The sequence below is a fragment of the Bacillus mycoides genome, assembly GCF_000832605.1.
Lineage (GTDB): Bacteria > Bacillota > Bacilli > Bacillales > Bacillaceae_G > Bacillus_A > Bacillus_A mycoides.
Genome location: NZ_CP009692.1, coordinates 1,345,298 through 1,364,065 on the forward strand (window position 1 = coordinate 1,345,298; position 18,768 = coordinate 1,364,065).

Here is an 18,768-nt window from a genome sequence, read left to right on the forward strand (position 1 = left end):
GTAATATGAGCAGTCTTTTATATTTTTAGAAGGGAGTCGAGCATTTTATAGTTGTTCTTCATAATGCTAAAATGATGCTTCTCATGAATCGCTAATAGTTGAATAGATTGAATAAGGTTAGGGTAGTGAGCAATCGGATCTAAAAATACGATATGTCCTGCAATATTTTCTTCTGTATTTTGAACTAGTTTTTTTATTTCATCTGTTTCACGTGAAAGTAAGTCTTCTAATTCTGTTACATTCATAGAATCATAAACTTTTTTTGAAGGGATTAAAATCCAAGGTGCTTTCATTCCTCTGCCATGCTTCTCCTTGTATTCGGCATAAATGTCATGAATTTCAGTTGCGAATGGGGTGTTTCTTCTTAGTTTGGCATAGGGGATAAGAGTGAAAGAGAATTTAATCGCTACTTTTAGCATCCTTGTAATTAAATATAAGTGATAAAAGTGTTCACCAATAGACCATTTTCCGTCCTCTTTTCTATGCCATAGTTGTTCTTGTGAAAGTGAATGAAGCTCAGGAAGGAACTGGTTTCTTTGCACATGTAATGTGTGAAAATGTTTTGAGATATTTTCAGATTTCATATTCTGGTATCCTCTGCGTTTTTTTCCTAATTATAACATTTTTCGTATAGATGTAATTAAGCCTAGAACAATATGTTCTAGGCTTAAAGCTTCATTGATTAATCATACTTGTGGCGATCTTCTGTAATTCGAATGTATTCAATATCCATTAAATCTCTAAGTAATGCACCGTGACTTAGTTCAACACCATGTTTTTCTTTAAAATGCTCGCGAATCATATCTAACATTTCGATTTCTTTCCCATTCACATCTAAAATAATGCGTTCATAATCATCCATGTAGCATCCTCCTTTTCTAAACACATATATTTTGTCCGTCTATTTCTAAAAAATGTATGTTAACCTAATGTTAGGAAATGAGAAAGGAATGGAAGATGAGACGTATTTATCCCGCATTAACGGGCAGTAAGACCCCCACCTCAAAATTCAGCGAAAGCAAAGAAGTTAGGTGGGGGATCAACTGCCCGTAAAAGCCCGATTGGTTCAACTAATAATCAGTGGGGGATGAACAAAACCCCCACTGATTAAAGTTTCACTTTATTTTGTAGGGTTAATTTTGTACACGCTAATTGTATTACACGTTGCATTCCCAGAAGTATTTTCATTTGAGAATGTAACAACAATGCATATAGCAATCTTTATCTTTACTTTATTTGTAGTAGATTGCTGTATTTCTGTATGGCTTTCTAGAAAAAAGAAAGTACAAGAAGTAAAAGATAAAAAAGAAATAGAACGGAAAAAGAGAAAACGTTCATTTTGGATGATGACGTATTGTTTTTCTTTAGTGATTGCTGCTGCATTTTTTAGTGAGCATATTCCACTAGAAAGATTGGATATTGAATTTTGGGCAATTATATTTACATGTTATTTTTTCATGCACTTTCTTCCTTATATGAAAGAAAAGCGAGAGAACAAGAGAGTAAGAGAATAGAAGAAGACATAAAGAAACTTGGAGAACACAAGTGGTATTTAAAATCTAAAATCATATATGTTCTTTGTTTTATTACGCCGCCAATTGGTTATTTGTATGTTTTTTTACTTCGCAAAAAAATGACAGAAGATGCAAAACAAACGTACTTAACGGTTGCGACGTTAATGATGGCGTTATGGTCTTTGAAGTTCCTTCCGCCTTATGTGTTGGCAGGTACCGTTGTTGTTGTAGCTTGTCTTGTATTTATAGTGAAGTTTGTGAAATGAAAAACACCAAGCCTATGTGGACTTGGTGTTTTATTTATAAATTAAAGATCACCTTGCTCCTCGTCACCACGAACAACAAGGACATCGCATTTCGCATAGCGAATAATATGTTCAGAGACGCTACCAATTAGGAAACGTTCTACAGCATTTAAACCAGTTGCACCACACATAATTAAATCCACTTTATGGTTTGGAGCGATTTCTTTTGAAATTTTAGATTTAGGATTACCAAATTCTAATACAGTTTCCACTTTTTCAAGACCAGCTTCAAGCGCAGTTTTTTTGTAGTCTTCTAATAAGTCTTCTGCAAATAGATTTGCACGTTCAGCAATTGCGCGGCTATAAGCCTCTACTGCTGAGTATGCTTTTACATCAACGATATGAGCAATTGTTAATGTTGCGTTGTTTCGTTTTGCAACTTGAATTGCTTTTTTAAAGGCTTTTTCTGCTTCTTTAGAACCGTCCACCGCAATTAAAATATTTGTATATGTATTATTCATAGTAAATTCCTCCCAATCATTTTTATTACCGTTTACAACTTTATTATAAAACAAATTTTGGTAATGTGCTTGTTGGAAACGTTACAGAATTTTGAAAACTTTGCCTTAATTCATTTTAGTTGTAATTGAAGCGAGAACTTGTTACATATGGAGTATAGCAATTTAAAAGGAGGCATGTTTGTGAGACACGCGCTCATTACAGCCGGTACGAAAGGTTTAGGAAAGCAAGTAACAGAAAAGTTATTGGCTAAAGGATATTCAGTAACAGTAACATATCATAGCGATACAAGTGCTATGGAAACAATGAAAGAAACATATAAAAATATGGAAGAACGTCTACAGTTCGTGCAAGCTGATGTCACGAAAAAGGAAGATTTACATAAAATAGTAGAAGAAGCGATGAGCCGTTTTGGCAAAATTGACTTCTTAATTAATAATGCTGGTCCTTACGTATTTGAAAGGAAAAAATTAGTCGATTACGAAGAAGACGAATGGAATGAAATGATCCAGGGTAATTTAACAGCGGTGTTTCATTTATTAAAACTTGTCGTACCGATTATGAGAAACCAGCAATTTGGCCGTATTATTAACTATGGATTTCAAGGGGCAGATAGCGCGCCTGGATGGATTTATCGTTCAGCCTTTGCAGCTGCGAAAGTCGGACTTGTTTCTTTAACGAAAACAGTCGCATACGAAGAAGCTGAATACGGTATTACTGCGAATATGGTATGTCCTGGTGATATAATTGGTGAAATGAAAGAGGCAACGATTGAAGAAGCACGAAATCTGAAAGGTAGTAACACACCAATTGGTAGATCTGGAACAGGGGAAGATATCGCAAGAACCATTTCGTTTTTATGTGAGGACGATTCTGATATGATTACTGGCACGATTATTGAAGTAACAGGCGCTGTTGATGTTATTCATAGACATCGATAGAATTAAATAAAGTGAAGTTTCGAATAATTGGACAGTTTATCCTTTATACTGAAAGGTGCGGATAATACTGTCCTTTAATGTAAGATTAAATCTATCGGAAAACTCGTCTTATTTTTTGTCAAATATTGAGATATTATGTTAAAATATAAGAGCGTAGAAAGCGCTTTAAAAAATGATTCAGGGGTCATTTCATAACTCAAGGGGGAACTAATAATGCGTATCGGTATTCCAACAGAAATTAAAAACAATGAAAACCGCGTGGCAATGACGCCAGCGGGAGCTGTACATTTAGTGCAAAATGGTCATGAAGTTTTTGTTCAAAAAGGAGCAGGTATAGGATCAGGCTTTACAGATGAAGAATACGTACAAGCTGGTGCGAAACTTGTTGAAACTGCTGAAGAAGCATGGAATCAAGATATGGTTATGAAGGTAAAAGAGCCAGTTGCAAGTGAATACGGTTATTTCCGCGAAGGTTTAATTTTATTCACATACTTACATTTAGCTCCAGAGCCAGAATTAACGAAAGCATTAATTGATAACAAAGTCGCATCAATTGCATACGAAACAGTACAATTAGATAATCGTTCATTACCATTACTTGCGCCAATGAGTGAAGTTGCAGGTCGTATGGCTGCGCAAATCGGTGCACAATTCCTTGAGAAAAACAAAGGTGGTAAAGGTATTTTACTTGCAGGCGTTCCAGGGGTGAAACGCGGAAAAGTAACAATTATCGGTGGTGGTCAAGCTGGTACAAACGCAGCGAAGATTGCAGTAGGTTTAGGTGCAGATGTAACAATCATCGACTTAAGTGCAGAACGTCTTCGTCAATTAGATGACATTTTTGGAAACCAAGTAAAAACGTTAATGTCTAACCCGTACAACATTGCAGAAGCTGTAAGAGAATCTGATCTTGTAATCGGTGCGGTATTAATCCCAGGTGCAAAAGCGCCAAAACTTGTAACAGAAGAAATGATTCAATCAATGGAACCAGGTTCTGTCGTTGTAGATATTGCGATTGACCAAGGTGGTATTTTCGAAACAACTGACCGTATTACAACTCATGACAACCCAACTTATGAGAAACATGGTGTTGTTCACTATGCAGTTGCAAATATGCCAGGTGCGGTTCCACGTACATCAACTCTTGCATTAACAAACGTAACAGTACCATATGCAGTACAAATTGCGAACAAGGGCTATAAAGATGCTTGCTTAGGCAACACTGCATTACTAAAAGGTATTAACACATTAGATGGATATGTAACATTCGAAGCAGTTGCAGAAGCTCACGGTTTACAATATGCAGATGCGAAAGAGCTTCTTGAAAAAGCTCCTGCTTTATCATAATAGAAATAAAATAAAGACCTTTCCTTTGTAGGAAGGGTCTTTTTGTTTAAACTAATTATCTAATTTCTTCACAATTTTCAAGCCGAACATCATTGTGAAGAAAAGAATTCCAAACAAGTAATACAGGGCATACTCTACTCGTATCGTCGAATTTTCGTTAGTGATATATAAAACAAATAGTATCGCAGAGCCAATTAAATGAGAAAGACCGAAAATTTGCGCCATAAATTTTAAGCCCATTTTTTCAATTCTTTCATCTGTCTCAGGTAATGGGTATTTCTCGGACTCTTTCTTTTTGTTCTTAAAGAATATTCGTTTCACTACTAATAGTACCAAGTCTAAGAGTATGTATACGCCAGCGAATAGAAGGACGGAACGAATCTTTTCTTCATCACTACTATTGAAATAAAGAAAAGTCGATCCTAACACTAAAATGGTAAGATGTGAAATGAATTCTTGATTAAAAGTATTTTTCATTCTTTTTCCTCCCCAGTTTTATCTAATTGAAATAAATCTTCTACTTTACAGTTGAAAAACTCACATAATTTCAATGCTAATTCTAAACTTGGGTTGTATTTATTCTTCTCGATAGCGATGAGGGATTGTCTAGTGATTTGAACAGAGGAGGCTAATTGCTCTTGGGTGATGTCTCTAACGACGCGGAATTGTTTCACTTTATTTTTAATCAAATACACAAAGTCTCCTTTTTGTAAATTTGTTACATTTATAATATCCATTTATAGGTAAAAAGTAAATGAAACTTTACAAAAAGTAAATAAAACTTTACGTGAAATATAGCTTGTTATAATGTTATTTTTTGTGATAATTTGGAATTGAGTGAAAAATGAAAGTCAAAAGAGGAGATTCAATGGGAAGCAAAAAGAGGAAGCAAAAACAAGCTAAAAGACAAAAGTACATAAAGAAAAAACAGGAACAGAACATACCTTTTTCACAAAAAGTAGTCATTATGATAGAAAAAACATTTCGGTATATTTGTATGGCTCTGTATGTAATTTTGTGTATGTATTCATTTGGAGTGTTTTACAGTTTTGAGATAACTCCTAATATTATTGAGAGTATTTTAGTATTTATCCTTGTTGCAATAGAATTAGTCTTATTCGTTATATTTTTTGATACAGTATGGCCTAGTCATGAAAGTAAGAGTGATAGGAAAAGAAAAAAGAGAAAAAAATCTTCCTATGCTTCAAGCTCATCAAGTGGATTTGGTGACTATAGTAGCAACGATTGTAGCAGCTCAAGTGATGGTGGAGGTGACTGCGGAGGCGGTGGCGACTAAGTTAGTTTTTTCAGAAGAACGACTAATGAAAGGATGGGACGAAAGATGGAAACTGTGAACTTAATAGAATTAACAAAGGGTATTCAAGATCAACACAAAAACTTTGTTGTTTCAAATATAAATAATCATTGCTTACGAATCGCCGTATTTACTGGTGAATATGATTGGCACTATCATTCTAATTCGGACGAATTATTCATTGTATTAGAGGGAGAATTACTTATTGATTTTCAAGATGGGGAGACAGCAATTTTAAAACCGAACGATTCCATCTTAATTCCAGCATGCACAATTCATAGAACGAGAGCATTAAGGAGAACGGTAAATCTTTGTTTTGAAAATATAGAGGCTGATACGATTAAAGTGGAGCAATTATGAAAAAATTATCTGTAGCCCAGTATAGAAAAATCCTTCCGATTTTAGAAGGTCATACAAGGACAACAACCTTTGCTCATGCGGTATGTGATCAAATTATAGATGGTGAAGTTTTTGCAAACGAGAAGTTAACAGCAGGACTAATTCGTACAGCTAATGGTATCTATTATTTATTTGGTGATACGGATGATCAAAATTATAACGAATATTTATTTGCATATTTAAAAATGGCTATTGAAAAAACAGAGAAGAGATTTACATTGTTCACTTCGAGTGACGAGTGGGAAATGATGTTAGAAGAGCGTTTTAGTAATGCATTTCGGAACATTCCACGAATGACATTTCAATTTCAAAGAGAAGTTTTTGAAGATAGAAAAATAGAATTAAATAAAAATACATATGAAATTAAACGTATTGATAAAAGTGATATAGAACGAAGTAATGAATTTACAGAGGATTATTATAAAGAATATTGGGGATCAAAAGAAGTGTTTTTAAATAACGGCTTTGGTTTTTGTATAGAACAAGATGGGATGATTGTAGCCGAATGCGTCTCAATATTTAGAGGGAATGGTTTTGCTGAAATTGATATTGCAACACATGAAGCACATCAAGGGAAAGGGTTAGCTCAAGCTGTCGCAACATGTTTCATTGAACAGTGTATACAAAATCATATTACACCATGCTGGGATTGTAATGTAGATAATATTCCCTCGCAAAAATTAGCTAGTAAATTAAGCTTCCATAATCCAGTAGAATATGTTTTGTTTGTCCGCAAGAAAATGGGGGAATAAAAGATGAACGTAGAATTAACAAGATTCAAAGTCAAGCCAGGTAAAAGTCATCGCGTAGATGAATGGATGCAGCTTCTTAATGATAATATGAAAGAAGTGCTTTTGACATTAAACGACGAAAAGATGTATGTAGAGACAATTTTCCGGGAAATAAGAGATGGAGAAGAGTACTTATATTGGTATTCTGTGCAAGGAGAAGGCGGGGCTCATGTCGAAAATTCTCATCATGCAATTGATAAAAAGCACTTAGCGTTTTGGTATGAATGTATTGATGAAGAAGCACTGGCTGTCGATCTGAAGACGGAAGTCGTTATGATTCAAGATGTTGTGAAAGAAGCGATGAAATAATAGAGTAGTATTTTGTAAAGATAAACCATCCTCTTTTTTTGTGAAATATATATTATTGGGGATGCTGTAAGATGCGAATTAGTCATAAATATATCACTCTCAATGAAATAGAGATAATCAGAGACTCATTAGATAAATTGCATGAATATCATAACAGTAAATCAAAATATTTTTCTGGTGATTATCCAAGAATGACATTTGAGGAACGTATTGAAGATTATAAAAAAAATTCAAAGTACGGAGAATATAGAATTGAACTATTGATTGAGTTAGAAACAGATAATATATTAGGCTTTTGTATAGCGTATAGTAAAAGCGTAAGTGGGAAGATTGAAGTTTTATTTGTTGATGAAAAATATCGAAGAAACGGATTCGGTTTGAAATTAATGAATAGTGCAGTGGAATGGTTTAAAGAAAAGCAAGTAGATGACATTGAATTAATAGTAGTGTACGGAAATGAAGCTGTATCGTTTTATCAAAAGCTGGGATTTTATCCACGTTCAATTATTATGACAACTAAATCATAAAGATATTATGAGAATATATCTTTTAAATGAGTGGAAGTTTTTATTTCGAAAAAATTGATTTGTATGTTAAAAAATTAAAATATATGTGCTTTTTATTATGAAAATTTTTTTGGATTTGAAGGGAGTTATGCAAAAGTAACAGAAGGTGTGAAAAATGATTTAACAATAAACTCAAAAGAGTTTCTGTACCAAATGAAGTCTTTAGCAAAAAATAGTGAAGGTATACCAAGTGATTATTTTGAACAATATTATAAAGAAATAAAAAACACGAAACTAAAAGACATACCAATATACGGAGTAGTCGTAACTGGAAAAACAGAGGATTTACAAGGTTTACAAGGAGCGCTATATATTAAAGCGGCTGTTAGAGGTGTAACAGTGGAGAAATATTAATTACAGTTAATTAATGTGAATAATCAGAAAATTTATGTTATAATATGGGAAAAGGAGGTTTATATGAGGCAAATACATGGAGCAATTTATATTTACATAACAATGTTTTTCGTGGCGATATCCTATGGATTAGGGCACGTGTATTCGCATCCTATACTAACTTTTTTAAGCGGAGCATGTATGGCGTTTGCGCTTCTTGTGCACCTTTTCTCAGTATGGATCGTGAAATTTCAAATAAATATTAGTGAGATAGAAGAAGGCACTTTTTAAAGGGCCTTCTTTAATAAAAAGGTAGCGATCACGCTACCTTTTTTCTTATTTCACAAATTGTAATTCTTTCGGGAACTTCGTTAAGATTTCTGATCCGTCTTTTGTGATGTAAATATCATCTTCAATACGAACGCCGCCTACGTTTGGTACGTAAATACCTGGCTCGATTGTGAAGACCATACCTTCTTTTAATAGAGACTCATTGCCTTCTTTTACATCTGGATATTCGTGTACGCTAATTCCAAGTCCGTGACCAAGTCGGTGTGGGAAGAAGTCTCCATAACCTGCATCTGCGATAACAGAGCGAGCGGCGTTGTCAATTGCACCAAATGTAACGCCTGGTTTACATGCTTCAACTGCTTGTAGTTGTCCAGCAAGTACAGTGTTGTAAATGCGAGTTTGTTCTTCAGAAAGTTCACCAAATGCTACTGTACGCGTAATGTCAGAGCAATAACCTTCAATGATTACACCTAAATCAAATAGTACGAAATCGCCGCGTTTCATTTTGTTTGCACCTGGAATACCGTGTGGAAGAGCAGAGTTCGCACCTGCTAATACCATCGTGTCAAATGACATTTTATGTATGCCTTTTGTTTTTAATTCGTGTTCAATGATTGCTAATACTTCTAGCTCACTACGATTTTCTTTAATTGCATTTACACCAACTTCAACAGCATAATCTGCCATTTTAGCCGCTTCACGCAAAATAGAAAGTTCTTTTTCATCTTTAATTAAGCGAAGTTCGCGAACTTTCTCTTCAGCTGATTTGAAAGCTGCATTTGGGAATAACTTTGTTAATTCTTCGTAACGTTCTACGTTTAAATGTTCTTTTTCAATTGCAACTGCATTTGCATCAATACCACGATCTTTAATTGCTTTTGCAATCATATCCCATGGTCTGTCCGTATCAGTAAATCCGATAATCTCATGTGCCCAGCCAGCGTTACGTGCTTGGCCTTCTTCCATTTTAGGACAAATTAAAATAGGCTCTTTTTCTTGGAATACAAACATACCAAGTAGTCTTTCATGTGGTTCACAGTGGAAGTTTGTCATGTAGAAGACGTTCGGTGTAGAAGTTAAGAACGCAGCTTCTACGTTTTTTTCTTTTAGCCATTGCATTAAATTTTCTAATCTAGCATTCATCGATTGGCACCCCCGAGATATTTAATTACAAATATAACTTTACATCGGAGGAAAGTGTTATGACAAGTAAATAGATGTTAGAAAAGACAGGGAATTAAGAAATCATGTAGAATAAAAAGTGTGAATGTGAATAGGGGAGGAATGTAATGATGAAAGTATCTTATCACGGGCATTCAGTTGTAAAGATTGAAACGGATGGCAAAGTTATTTTAATTGACCCATTTTTAACAGGAAATCCGACAACAGATTTAAAAGCTGAAGATGTAAAAGTGGATGCAATTCTTTTATCTCACGGTCATGGTGATCATGTTGGAGATACAGTAGAGCTTGCGAAGAAAAATAATGCAGTTGTTGTAGCACCATTTGAACTGGCGACATTTTTAAGTTGGCAAGGTGTAAATACACATCCAATGCATATTGGAGGTTCTCATGAATTTGACTTCGGAAAAGTGAAGTTTACACAAGCATTCCACGGTTCTAGTTATATTGACGAAGAAAATAAGACGATTACATATACAGGTATGCCAGCGGGTATTTTGTTTACAGCAGAGGAGAAAACGGTATATCATGCAGGAGATACTGCTTTATTCTCTGATATGAAGTTAATTGGAGAACTGAATAATATTGATTTAGCATTTTTACCAATTGGCGATAATTTCACAATGGGGCCAGAAGATGCTGTGTTAGCAGCAAAATGGATAGAGGCGAAAACAGTTGTACCGATGCATTACAATACGTTCCCAGTTATTGAACAAGATCCATATCAATTTGTAGGAAAGCTACAAAATTGTACAGGGAAAGTATTAGAAGCTGGAGAAAGTATTACACTATAAAAAAGAAACCCTTCATTTGAAATGACAAGTGAAGGGTTTTTTATGTGTGTAGTACAGTTTTTAAAGCCTGTATTTGTTTAGCTGATTCTTCTCGTTTTGTACGTGGCTGTTCAGGTGTTTCATTCAATTCCATCGCAACTTTTTTCCCATCTACGAAAGCTAAAAACACAGCACCTATAACCTCTAAAAACTTTTTCATAATGTATTCGCTCCTTTGTTTCATTTCTTGTCTTAATTGTATATTGAAGCGTGTGGACAAACTATCGAACGAGATGACAATACCATTACATTGTTGTAATAGAATGACTGGTGTAATGTAAGGAGCATTTTGTTATAAAAAAAATAGTACAGACATACAAAGAGAGAGTGTAACAGTTTTGGAAATATAGTATACTGAAAATACAACACATGAAGAATTTAGGGAAAAGAAAGTATGGTGAAACCATTTGGCTACCAAACATAATCAAATTTTAGAACATATTAATAGCCTGCCAGTAGGGCATAAAATTTCTGTGCGGCAAATTGCGAAAGATTTAAGTGTAAGTGAAGGGACCGCTTACCGTGCAATTAAAGACGCAGAAAATAAAGGATATGTTAGTACAATTGAACGTGTCGGAACAATTCGAATTGAACAAAAGAAGAAAGAGAATATCGAAAAACTGACATATGCAGAAGTCGTTAACATTGTCGATGGTCAAGTACTTGGAGGCAGAGAAGGACTACATAAAACATTAAATAAATTCGTAATTGGGGCTATGAAATTAGAAGCGATGATGCGCTATACAGAAGCAGGGAATTTACTTATCATCGGTAACCGTACGAACGCACATCAATTAGCATTAGAAACAGGGGCTGCTGTATTAATTACAGGTGGATTTGATACAGAAGAGCATGTGAAAAAGTTAGCAGATGAATTGAAATTGCCAATTATTTCAAGTAGTTATGATACATTTACGGTCGCAACGTTAATTAACCGTGCAATTTATGATCAACTTATTAAGAAAGAAATTGTACTAGTTGAAGATATTTTAACACCAATTGAAGAAACACTATATTTAAAGCCTAGTGACATAGTGCAGAAATGGCATGAGTACAATGAAGAGACGATGCATGGACGTTATCCAATTGTGGATGAAAATAAAAAGGTGTTAGGTATCGTAACTTCGAAAGATATGATTGGTGTTGCGAAAGAAACACCGATTGATAAAGTTATGACGAAACACCCTATTACGGTAAACGGAAAAATGTCTGTCGCAGCTGCAGCACGTATGATGGTGTGGGAAGGTATTGAATTACTTCCTGTTGTGGAGGATGGAAATAAATTGCAAGGTATCATTAGTCGTCAAGATGTACTTCAGGCCTTGCAGATGATTCAGCGTCAACCACAAGTTGGTGAAACGATTGATGACATTGTAACGAATCAATTTATGACGCCGAAAGAAGCAAAAAATGAGCATTTATATCAATTTTCAGTGACACCACAAATGACGAATTCAATCGGGACGTTATCTTACGGTGTATTCACAACAATTGTGACAGAAGCAACAAACCGCGTCATTCGTGCGCAGAAGAAGAGCGATTCAATTGTTGAGAACTTAACAATTTATTTCGTAAAACCGGTTCAAATTGATAATGTTGTATCGGTTCATCCGAAAGTATTAGAAATTGGCCGTAAATTTGGTAAGGTTGATGTAGAAGTACATCATGAAGGTAATGTTGTCGGGAAAGCATTACTTATGGTGCAGTTAATCGATAAATAAAAAGGTGGAACAAATCGCTTTGGTTTGTTCCATCTTTTTTGTTTTATTGGGTTTTGAAGCTGTTGCTAAAGATGTGGAGGAGTTTTAGCTGGAAATATATATATAAGGAGAGATGATTGTATAATTAGAAAAAACAGAATATTAATCCATTTAGAGTGTATACTATGATATAATTAGATTGTAAGATAATGGATGACGGAAGGGGGATGCAATATGTCATCAGAATTACTCTTTTTTGGTGGTATCGCACTCTTTTATTTCCTTGTGATGATACCAATTCAATACTTATACTTACAAGGATTAAATGAAAAAAAGAAACGAACAGGATTATCTCAGCAAGAACTATACAAACAGATGTCTTTTGGAGAAGAACAATTACATTTTCACGTGCAAGGTAATCCCTTTAATATACCATCTGCGTTTGTTGCATATATGATTTTGAAAGTGAAGGGACGTAAAAAAGCATCACAATGTTGATGCTTTTTTTACGTTGTTTTATAAGATTCGGCTTCTTTGACTGCTAATGGTAGAAAGTGTTTATATTGGCGGAATCCATTAAATGTACTCGCGCTGCCAAGTAACATAAACAAAACACCAACGATAATGCGTGCAGTTGAAAGTTCTAAAAAGAATTGGTTTATCCCAAAGAATAGGACGAATAAGCCGAGTGCCATTGCGGATTTTCCAGAGAGCCAACCTTTCTCCATTGGACGGTTTGTACGAAAGAATTTTGTTTTATAGAAGAGGTACAACACAAATGAGATGATAATACAAAAGACGAATACTGGCATAATACACGCTCCCATCGATTGGTATAAAAATAACAATTTAGAAAAAAGAAAAATCTAAACTTTCTAACTTTTATTATAAAGCAATTGTTCGCATGTATGAAATGTTTTCCGTTATAATGGGGGATAAAGTGAAACTTTAATTAGTGTGGGGAGATCCCACGTGCTAATTATTAGCCCTCACCAATCGGGCTTTTACGTGCATCCAGGCTCCAAATTAATTTTGCCCCATTGTTTTTAATACTTTTGAGGTGGGAGTCTTACTACACGTTAATGCGGGATAAAATGAAGAAGTTGAATAAAAAGGAGATTATACATATGCATGAGCAAATTTTAGGAGCAATTAAAGAGTTTGATACAATTATTATTCATCGTCATGTACGTCCGGATCCGGATGCGTTAGGTTCTCAGTGCGGACTTGGTACAATTCTGCAAGAATCGTTTCCAGAGAAAAATATTTATATGGTTGGGTACAACGAGCCTTCTTTATCGTTTTTACGAGTAATGGATGATATTGAAGATAGTGTATATGAAGATGCACTTGTTATCGTTTGTGATACAGCGAACCAAGAGCGTGTTTGTGATCAGCGTTATGCAAAAGGAAAGATGTTAATTAAAATTGATCATCATCCGAATGAAGACCCGTACGGAGATATTACATGGGTGGATACGACAGCAAGTTCTACAAGTGAAATGATTTATGAATTTTACAGTTATGGAAAAGATAAAGGATTAACGATTTCAAAGGAAGCAGCTCGCCTTATTTTAGCGGGTATTGTTGGAGATACAGGGCGTTTCTTATTCCCGAATACAACAGCGAAAACACTTCGTTACGTAAGTGAGCTCGTTGACATGGATGTAAAATTCACAGATTTATACAATGAAATGTATAAGACGAAAGAAAAAATTGCTCGTTTGAACGGTTATATTTTACAAAACTTTACGATGGTAGAAGAAGGTGCAGCGTACATTAAATTAACGAAAGAGGTACTAGAAGAGTTTGATGTACTTTCTACTGAAGCATCTGGTGTTGTCGGAGCACTTGGTAATATTGATGGATTAAAGGCATGGGTTCTATTTTTAGAGGAAGATGATGTTATTCGTGTTCGTCTTCGTTCAAAAGGACCAGTTATTAATAAATTAGCAATGCAATATAATGGCGGAGGACATCCGATGGCTTCTGGTGCAAAAGCATCTTCTTGGGAAGAAGCAGATCGCCTGTTTGCTGATTTACGTGAGCTGTGTAGATAAAAATTGTATGTTGAACGAAAGAGAAGGAGAGGCACAGAAGCCCTCCTTTTTTTTATTTTTCTTTCTCTATATCAATACTAATTTCAAGTACGGTATCAAAAGAGACTGTGTCTACTTTAAAGCGGTATATACGATCGTAATGTTTGTACGTTTTATTTTCGATGACTTTTTTGAGCAGGTCTTTATTTTTTGCGATGCTTTGAATGTTTTTCGTTAAAAGATGCTGGAGATCATTATGGATAGAAGTGGTCATGTTTTCAAGTGTAAGATTGTCTAAATCATATTTTTTTCGATTTATAATTTTTATTTTGATTTCTTGAATTGTTAAGAGCCGTTTATTTTCTGTGTTCAATTTCTCTTGGTCTTCGAGAAGGACGTGGAGTTTTGCTTCTTGTTTTTCGATAATTTCTTTTTGTTCTGCTATTTTACTAGTTTGTTCTTCTTGAAATACACCGTATATGTACAAAAAAACAAACCAGCTCAATACTCCTCCAACAGCAGCGCCAGCTAAAACTAAATACCACCTTTTGGCTGTATTGGCACTGGGTACTCTCATACATGTTCCTGTGTAAGCCATTTAATAATAATAAGACCAGTTTGCATACCGCCAGTTGCAAAAAAAATAAGGAGAATTTGTTTTACGATATCTTTCATATCTCCGCCAAAGAAGCTTCTTTCAAAGCTATAAAAGGTATCGAACGTTCCGCCAATTGCTGCAACGAGTGCCCAAATTCTTAAATTTTGGGCGAATTGATTAATATAGGTTAGAGTTGGTTTTCCGATGAGAAATGCACCAAATCCGCCTATTAATGAACCACCAAGTATAACTCCAAAGGCAATAAAATAACTAATAATAAGCAGAGAGAAAAAAGTATGTTCTCTTACATCCATCGTCATTCCCCTTTCTTCTTCATATATATGGACAAAGTATGAGAAGTATGTTTTGATTTCCGCTTTCCTCATCACCTATAATAAAAGTAGTCACATAGGTAAAGAGAGGGTACAACAGTGAAGTTTGTGCATTTACAATGTCAAACCGTTTTTAGTTTATTAAAAAGTGCTTGTAAAATTGATGAGCTTGTCATTCGGGCGAAAGAGCTTGGATTTTCATCGCTGGCCATTACAGATGAAAATGTTATGTATGGAGTTATTCCGTTTTATAAAGCATGCAAGAAAAATGGTATACAGCCTATTATCGGCTTAACAGCTTCTATTTTTAGTGAAGAAGAAGAAAGGTCTTATCCACTTGTCTTACTTGCTGAGAATGAAATAGGCTATCAAAATTTATTAAAGATCTCTAGCAGCATTATGACGAAGTCAAAAGAAGGTATCCCGAAGAAGTGGCTTGCTCATTATGCGAAAGGGTTAATTGCAATTTCACCAGGGAAAGACGGAGAGATTGAACAGCTATTATTAGAAGACAAAGAGAGTCAGGCTGAAGAAGTAGCTCATACGTATCAAAATATGTTCAGCAATTTTTATATAAGTTTGCAGCATCATGCAATTCAAGATGAACTGCTTTTACAAGAAAAACTGCCTGAATTTATTAATAAGGTAAACGTTCCAGTCGTTGCAACAAATGATGTTCGCTATATTAATCAAAGTGACGCACTTGTTCATGAATGTTTATTATCTGTTGAAGGCGGAACGAAAATGACTGATCCAGATAGACCGAGAATGAAAACGGATCAGTATTATTTAAAGTCATCGGATGAAATGGGAGCACTATTTTCTCATGCTGAGGAAGCGGTTCAAAATACAATAACAATCGCGGAACGTTGCCAAGTAGAAATTCCTTTCCATGTAAATCAATTACCGAAATTTCCTGTTCCATCTAACGAGACGAATGATACGTATTTGCGCCGTGTTTGTGAAGAAGGCTTGCAGAAACGCTATGGTACGCCGAAAGAAGCGCATATAGGACGTTTGGATCATGAATTAAATGTTATTTCTCGTATGGGATTTAGCGATTATTTCCTCATCGTATGGGACTTTATGAAATATGCACATGAAAATCATATTTTAACTGGGCCAGGCCGTGGATCGGCAGCTGGTTCACTCGTTTCTTACGTATTGGAAATTACAGATATTGATCCGATTGAATATGAATTATTATTTGAAAGGTTTTTAAACCCTGAACGTGTGACACTTCCAGATATTGATATTGATTTTCCAGATATAAGACGTGATGAGATGATTCGATATGTGAAAGATAAATATGGTCAGCTTCGTGTTGCTCAAATTGTAACGTTCGGAACTCTTGCAGCGAAAGCCGCAATTAGAGACATTGCTCGTGTAATGGGGCTCCTGCCAAGAGATATTGACATATTTTCAAAACTTATCCCATCAAAGCTTGGTATAACGTTAAGAGATGCATATGAGGAATCGCAATCGCTCCGTGAGTTTATACAAGGGAATCTGTTACATGAGCGTGTGTTTGAAATTGCAAAACGTGTAGAGGGATTACCGCGTCATACGTCTATTCATGCAGCTGGCGTTATTATGAGCCAAGAACCGTTAACGGGAAGTGTAGCGATTCAAGAAGGGCATAACGATGTTTATGTTACGCAATATCCAGCTGATGCATTAGAAGAACTTGGATTGCTCAAGATGGACTTTTTAGGCTTACGTAATTTAACGTTACTTGAAAATATTATAAAATTTATTGTTGAAAAAACTGGGAAACAAATTGATATAAGAAATTTACCTCTGCAAGATGAAAAGACGTTTCAATTGTTAGGAAGAGGGGATACAACAGGTGTATTCCAGCTTGAATCAGGTGGTATGCGAAATGTACTTCGTGGGTTAAAACCGAATGAATTTGAAGACATAGTCGCTGTTAACTCGTTATACAGACCAGGACCGATGGAACAAATTCCAACCTTTATTGAATCGAAGCATGGGAAAAGACAAATTGAATATTTACATCCGGATTTAAAGCCGATTTTAGAAAGAACATACGGCGTAATTGTATACCAAGAACAAATTATGCAAATCGCATCGAAGTTAGCTGGATTTTCGCTTGGAGAAGCGGATTTGCTGCGCCGTGCAGTGAGTAAAAAGAATCGTGATATTTTAGATCAAGAACGTAAGCATTTTGTTCAAGGTTGTTTGGAAAATGGATACGATGAGACATCTTCAGAACAAATTTATGATTTAATTGTAAGATTTGCGAATTACGGTTTTAACCGAAGTCACGCTGTAGCTTACAGTATGATCGGATATCAGCTTGCATATTTAAAAGCAAATTATACGCTGGAATTTATGACTGCGTTATTATCAAGTGCAATTGGAAATGAAGATAAGATTGTGCAGTATGTACGAGAAACGAAGCGGAAAGGTTTTCACGTTTTACCGCCTTCTCTTCAGAGAAGTGGTTACAACTTCCAAATAGAAGGAAATGCGATTCGATATAGTTTACTTTCGATTCGGAATATCGGAATGGCTACCGTGACGGCATTACTCGAAGAACGAGAGGAAAAAATGTTCGAAGATTTATTTGAGTTTTGTCTTCGTATGCCATCAAAATTTGTAACAGAGCGAAATTTAGAAGCGTTTGTCTGGTCTGGTTGTTTTGACGGTTTTGGTGTTTCGAGGACGACGTTATGGAGAAGTCTTAAAGGAGCGTTGGAGTATGCAAATCTTGCACGTGATTTTGATTTAGGGGATGCTGTTCCGAAATCAAAATACGTACAAGGAGAAGAGCTATCCTTTATTGAACAGTTAAATAAAGAGAAGGAAGCACTCGGTTTTTATTTATCTAGCTATCCGACAGCGCAGTATGCGGAACTAGGAAAAGAATTAGAAATTCCATCTCTTGCTCAGGCGATGCGACATAAGAAAAAAGTACAAAGAGCGATCGTATATATAACAAGTGTGAAAGTTATTCGTACGAAAAAGTTGCAAAAGATGGCGTTTATTACATTCTGTGATCAAAATGATGAAATGGAAGCCGTTATTTTTCCAGAAACGTATATACATTTTTCGGACAGGTTACAAGAAGGTGCAATCGTTTTAGTTGATGGTACGATCGAGCAAAGAAATCATAAGTTGCAATGGATCGTGAATGGACTATATCCGCTAGAAGAAATGGATGTTTATGAAGGAATGAAAGAAGCGTCTGTTTACGTGAAATTGCCGTCTCAATATGAAAAAAAGCTTGTAAATCAAGTTACCAAAATATTGTTTGATTATTCAGGTTTTACGAAAGTACTAATTTATTATGAAAAGGAACATAAAATGGTACAATTATCTCGAAGTTTATCGATTCATCCAAGTGAAGAATGTCTAGGAGCACTTCGAGAAATTGTCGGTGACGAAAATGTCGTTGTGAAAATATAATGGACAATTTCCCTACACTTCGATTATTATAGTAGTAGTGTTCGTGGTCAGACCACTTGGAGAAATTGATATCAGCAAGCAT

23 protein-coding genes and 2 pseudogenes are annotated in these 18,768 nt (G+C 35.2%); 15 read left to right on the plus strand and 10 right to left on the minus strand.

What is annotated here, in order from left to right; genetic code table 11:
• Positions 1-17: 17 nt before the first annotated feature.
• On the minus strand, positions 18-584 hold the full coding sequence (locus BG05_RS08875; protein ID WP_002129391.1) for a DinB family protein: 567 nt from the start codon (positions 582-584) through the stop codon (positions 18-20).
• A gap of 98 nt (positions 585-682) precedes the next feature.
• A complete protein-coding gene (locus BG05_RS08880) occupies positions 683-862 on the minus strand; it encodes a hypothetical protein (RefSeq protein ID WP_002129390.1) in 180 nt (59 codons plus the stop codon).
• Positions 863-1,106: 244 nt separating this feature from the next.
• Between BG05_RS08880 and BG05_RS08885 the strand changes: the two are divergent.
• Positions 1,107-1,780: pseudogene (locus BG05_RS08885) on the plus strand (hypothetical protein).
• Between the two features lie 41 nt (positions 1,781-1,821).
• On the opposite strand, the gene BG05_RS08890 reads toward BG05_RS08885, so the two are convergent.
• Positions 1,822-2,280 (minus strand): universal stress protein, encoded by a 459-nt coding sequence (locus BG05_RS08890; protein ID WP_001066676.1) that lies wholly within the window; start codon positions 2,278-2,280, stop codon positions 1,822-1,824.
• A gap of 147 nt (positions 2,281-2,427) precedes the next feature.
• Here BG05_RS08890 and BG05_RS08895 point away from each other — a divergent pair, with 147 nt between their 5' ends.
• Positions 2,428-3,219 (plus strand): SDR family oxidoreductase, encoded by a 792-nt coding sequence (locus tag BG05_RS08895; RefSeq protein WP_002034312.1) that lies wholly within the window; start codon positions 2,428-2,430, stop codon positions 3,217-3,219.
• Between the two features lie 213 nt (positions 3,220-3,432).
• On the plus strand, positions 3,433-4,566 hold the full coding sequence (gene ald, locus BG05_RS08900; RefSeq protein ID WP_003191779.1) for an alanine dehydrogenase: 1,134 nt from the start codon (positions 3,433-3,435) through the stop codon (positions 4,564-4,566).
• Between the two features lie 51 nt (positions 4,567-4,617).
• On the opposite strand, the gene BG05_RS08905 is transcribed toward ald, so the two are convergent.
• Both BG05_RS08905 and BG05_RS08910 read right to left on the minus strand, forming a co-directional pair.
• Positions 4,618-5,043, minus strand: coding sequence for a hypothetical protein (locus BG05_RS08905; RefSeq protein WP_016127532.1), 426 nt, complete (start codon positions 5,041-5,043; stop codon positions 4,618-4,620).
• Positions 5,040-5,303 carry a helix-turn-helix transcriptional regulator gene (locus BG05_RS08910; RefSeq protein ID WP_002003636.1) on the minus strand — a complete coding sequence of 88 codons (264 nt, stop codon included), beginning with the start codon at positions 5,301-5,303 and terminating at the stop codon, positions 5,040-5,042. The genes BG05_RS08905 and BG05_RS08910 overlap by 4 nt, the downstream gene beginning before the upstream one ends.
• A 131-nt stretch (positions 5,304-5,434) precedes the next feature.
• Between BG05_RS08910 and BG05_RS08915 the strand changes: the two genes are divergently transcribed.
• The 7 genes and pseudogenes from BG05_RS08915 to BG05_RS08945 all read left to right on the plus strand — a co-directional run bounded on the left by BG05_RS08915 (position 5,435) and on the right by BG05_RS08945 (position 8,570).
• The gene (locus BG05_RS08915) at positions 5,435-5,863 is read left to right on the plus strand and encodes a hypothetical protein (RefSeq protein WP_016127530.1); all 429 of its coding nucleotides are present in this window, start codon (positions 5,435-5,437) and stop codon (positions 5,861-5,863) included.
• 45 nt (positions 5,864-5,908) lie between these two features.
• Entirely contained in the window at positions 5,909-6,241 is a 333-nt protein-coding gene (locus BG05_RS08920; protein ID WP_016127529.1) for a cupin domain-containing protein, read from the plus strand.
• Entirely contained in the window at positions 6,238-7,032 is a 795-nt protein-coding gene (locus BG05_RS08925) for a GNAT family N-acetyltransferase (protein ID WP_003191772.1), read from the plus strand. The genes BG05_RS08920 and BG05_RS08925 overlap by 4 nt, the downstream gene beginning before the upstream one ends.
• A 3-nt stretch (positions 7,033-7,035) precedes the next feature.
• Positions 7,036-7,380, plus strand: coding sequence for a DUF6176 family protein (locus tag BG05_RS08930; protein WP_016120886.1), 345 nt, complete (start codon positions 7,036-7,038; stop codon positions 7,378-7,380).
• Positions 7,381-7,451: 71 nt separating this feature from the next.
• Entirely contained in the window at positions 7,452-7,907 is a 456-nt protein-coding gene (locus tag BG05_RS08935) for a GNAT family N-acetyltransferase (RefSeq protein ID WP_016120885.1), read from the plus strand.
• Positions 7,908-8,009: 102 nt separating this feature from the next.
• Positions 8,010-8,300, plus strand: a pseudogene (locus tag BG05_RS08940) (anti sigma factor C-terminal domain-containing protein); the annotation flags it as partial.
• 63 nt (positions 8,301-8,363) lie between these two features.
• A complete protein-coding gene (locus BG05_RS08945; RefSeq protein ID WP_002088956.1) occupies positions 8,364-8,570 on the plus strand; it encodes a hypothetical protein in 207 nt (68 codons plus the stop codon).
• 45 nt (positions 8,571-8,615) lie between these two features.
• Here BG05_RS08945 and pepQ read toward each other — a convergent pair whose 3' ends face one another.
• The gene (gene pepQ / locus BG05_RS08950; protein ID WP_002184836.1) at positions 8,616-9,713 is read right to left on the minus strand and encodes a Xaa-Pro dipeptidase; all 1,098 of its coding nucleotides are present in this window, start codon (positions 9,711-9,713) and stop codon (positions 8,616-8,618) included.
• A 149-nt stretch (positions 9,714-9,862) separates the two neighbouring features.
• Between pepQ and BG05_RS08955 the strand changes: the two genes are divergently transcribed.
• Positions 9,863-10,546: a metal-dependent hydrolase gene (locus BG05_RS08955; RefSeq protein ID WP_033734676.1), complete on the plus strand. Its 684-nt coding sequence runs from the start codon at positions 9,863-9,865 to the stop codon at positions 10,544-10,546.
• Positions 10,547-10,586: 40 nt separating this feature from the next.
• On the opposite strand, the gene BG05_RS31025 is transcribed toward BG05_RS08955, so the two are convergent.
• Complete coding sequence (locus BG05_RS31025; RefSeq protein WP_002184837.1) at positions 10,587-10,745, minus strand: hypothetical protein; 159 nt, start codon at positions 10,743-10,745, stop codon at positions 10,587-10,589.
• Positions 10,746-10,992: 247 nt separating this feature from the next.
• On the opposite strand from BG05_RS31025, the gene BG05_RS08965 reads away from it, so the two are divergent.
• Both BG05_RS08965 and BG05_RS08970 read left to right on the plus strand, forming a co-directional pair.
• Complete coding sequence (locus BG05_RS08965) at positions 10,993-12,306, plus strand: DRTGG domain-containing protein (RefSeq protein ID WP_002034295.1); 1,314 nt, start codon at positions 10,993-10,995, stop codon at positions 12,304-12,306.
• A gap of 213 nt (positions 12,307-12,519) precedes the next feature.
• The gene (locus BG05_RS08970; protein WP_002034294.1) at positions 12,520-12,783 is read left to right on the plus strand and encodes a DUF3949 domain-containing protein; all 264 of its coding nucleotides are present in this window, start codon (positions 12,520-12,522) and stop codon (positions 12,781-12,783) included.
• 8 nt (positions 12,784-12,791) lie between these two features.
• Here the strand turns inward: BG05_RS08970 and BG05_RS08975 are convergent, their stop codons facing one another.
• The gene (locus BG05_RS08975) at positions 12,792-13,097 is read right to left on the minus strand and encodes a YtpI family protein (protein WP_002129367.1); all 306 of its coding nucleotides are present in this window, start codon (positions 13,095-13,097) and stop codon (positions 12,792-12,794) included.
• A gap of 315 nt (positions 13,098-13,412) precedes the next feature.
• Here BG05_RS08975 and BG05_RS08980 point away from each other — a divergent pair, with 315 nt between their 5' ends.
• Positions 13,413-14,345 carry a DHH family phosphoesterase gene (locus BG05_RS08980; protein ID WP_002167586.1) on the plus strand — a complete coding sequence of 311 codons (933 nt, stop codon included), beginning with the start codon at positions 13,413-13,415 and terminating at the stop codon, positions 14,343-14,345.
• 52 nt (positions 14,346-14,397) lie between these two features.
• Here BG05_RS08980 and ytrI read toward each other — a convergent pair whose 3' ends face one another.
• Together ytrI and BG05_RS08990 are read right to left on the minus strand one after the other, a co-directional pair.
• Positions 14,398-14,901 (minus strand): sporulation membrane protein YtrI, encoded by a 504-nt coding sequence (gene ytrI, locus BG05_RS08985; RefSeq protein WP_002088948.1) that lies wholly within the window; start codon positions 14,899-14,901, stop codon positions 14,398-14,400.
• On the minus strand, positions 14,898-15,311 hold the full coding sequence (locus tag BG05_RS08990) for a YtrH family sporulation protein (RefSeq protein ID WP_002015507.1): 414 nt from the start codon (positions 15,309-15,311) through the stop codon (positions 14,898-14,900). Before BG05_RS08990 ends, ytrI begins: the two co-directional genes overlap by 4 nt.
• 42 nt (positions 15,312-15,353) lie before the next feature.
• Between BG05_RS08990 and dnaE the strand changes: the two genes are divergently transcribed.
• Positions 15,354-18,686, plus strand: coding sequence for a DNA polymerase III subunit alpha (gene dnaE / locus BG05_RS08995; RefSeq protein WP_002129365.1), 3,333 nt, complete (start codon positions 15,354-15,356; stop codon positions 18,684-18,686).
• Positions 18,687-18,768 lie beyond the last annotated feature (82 nt).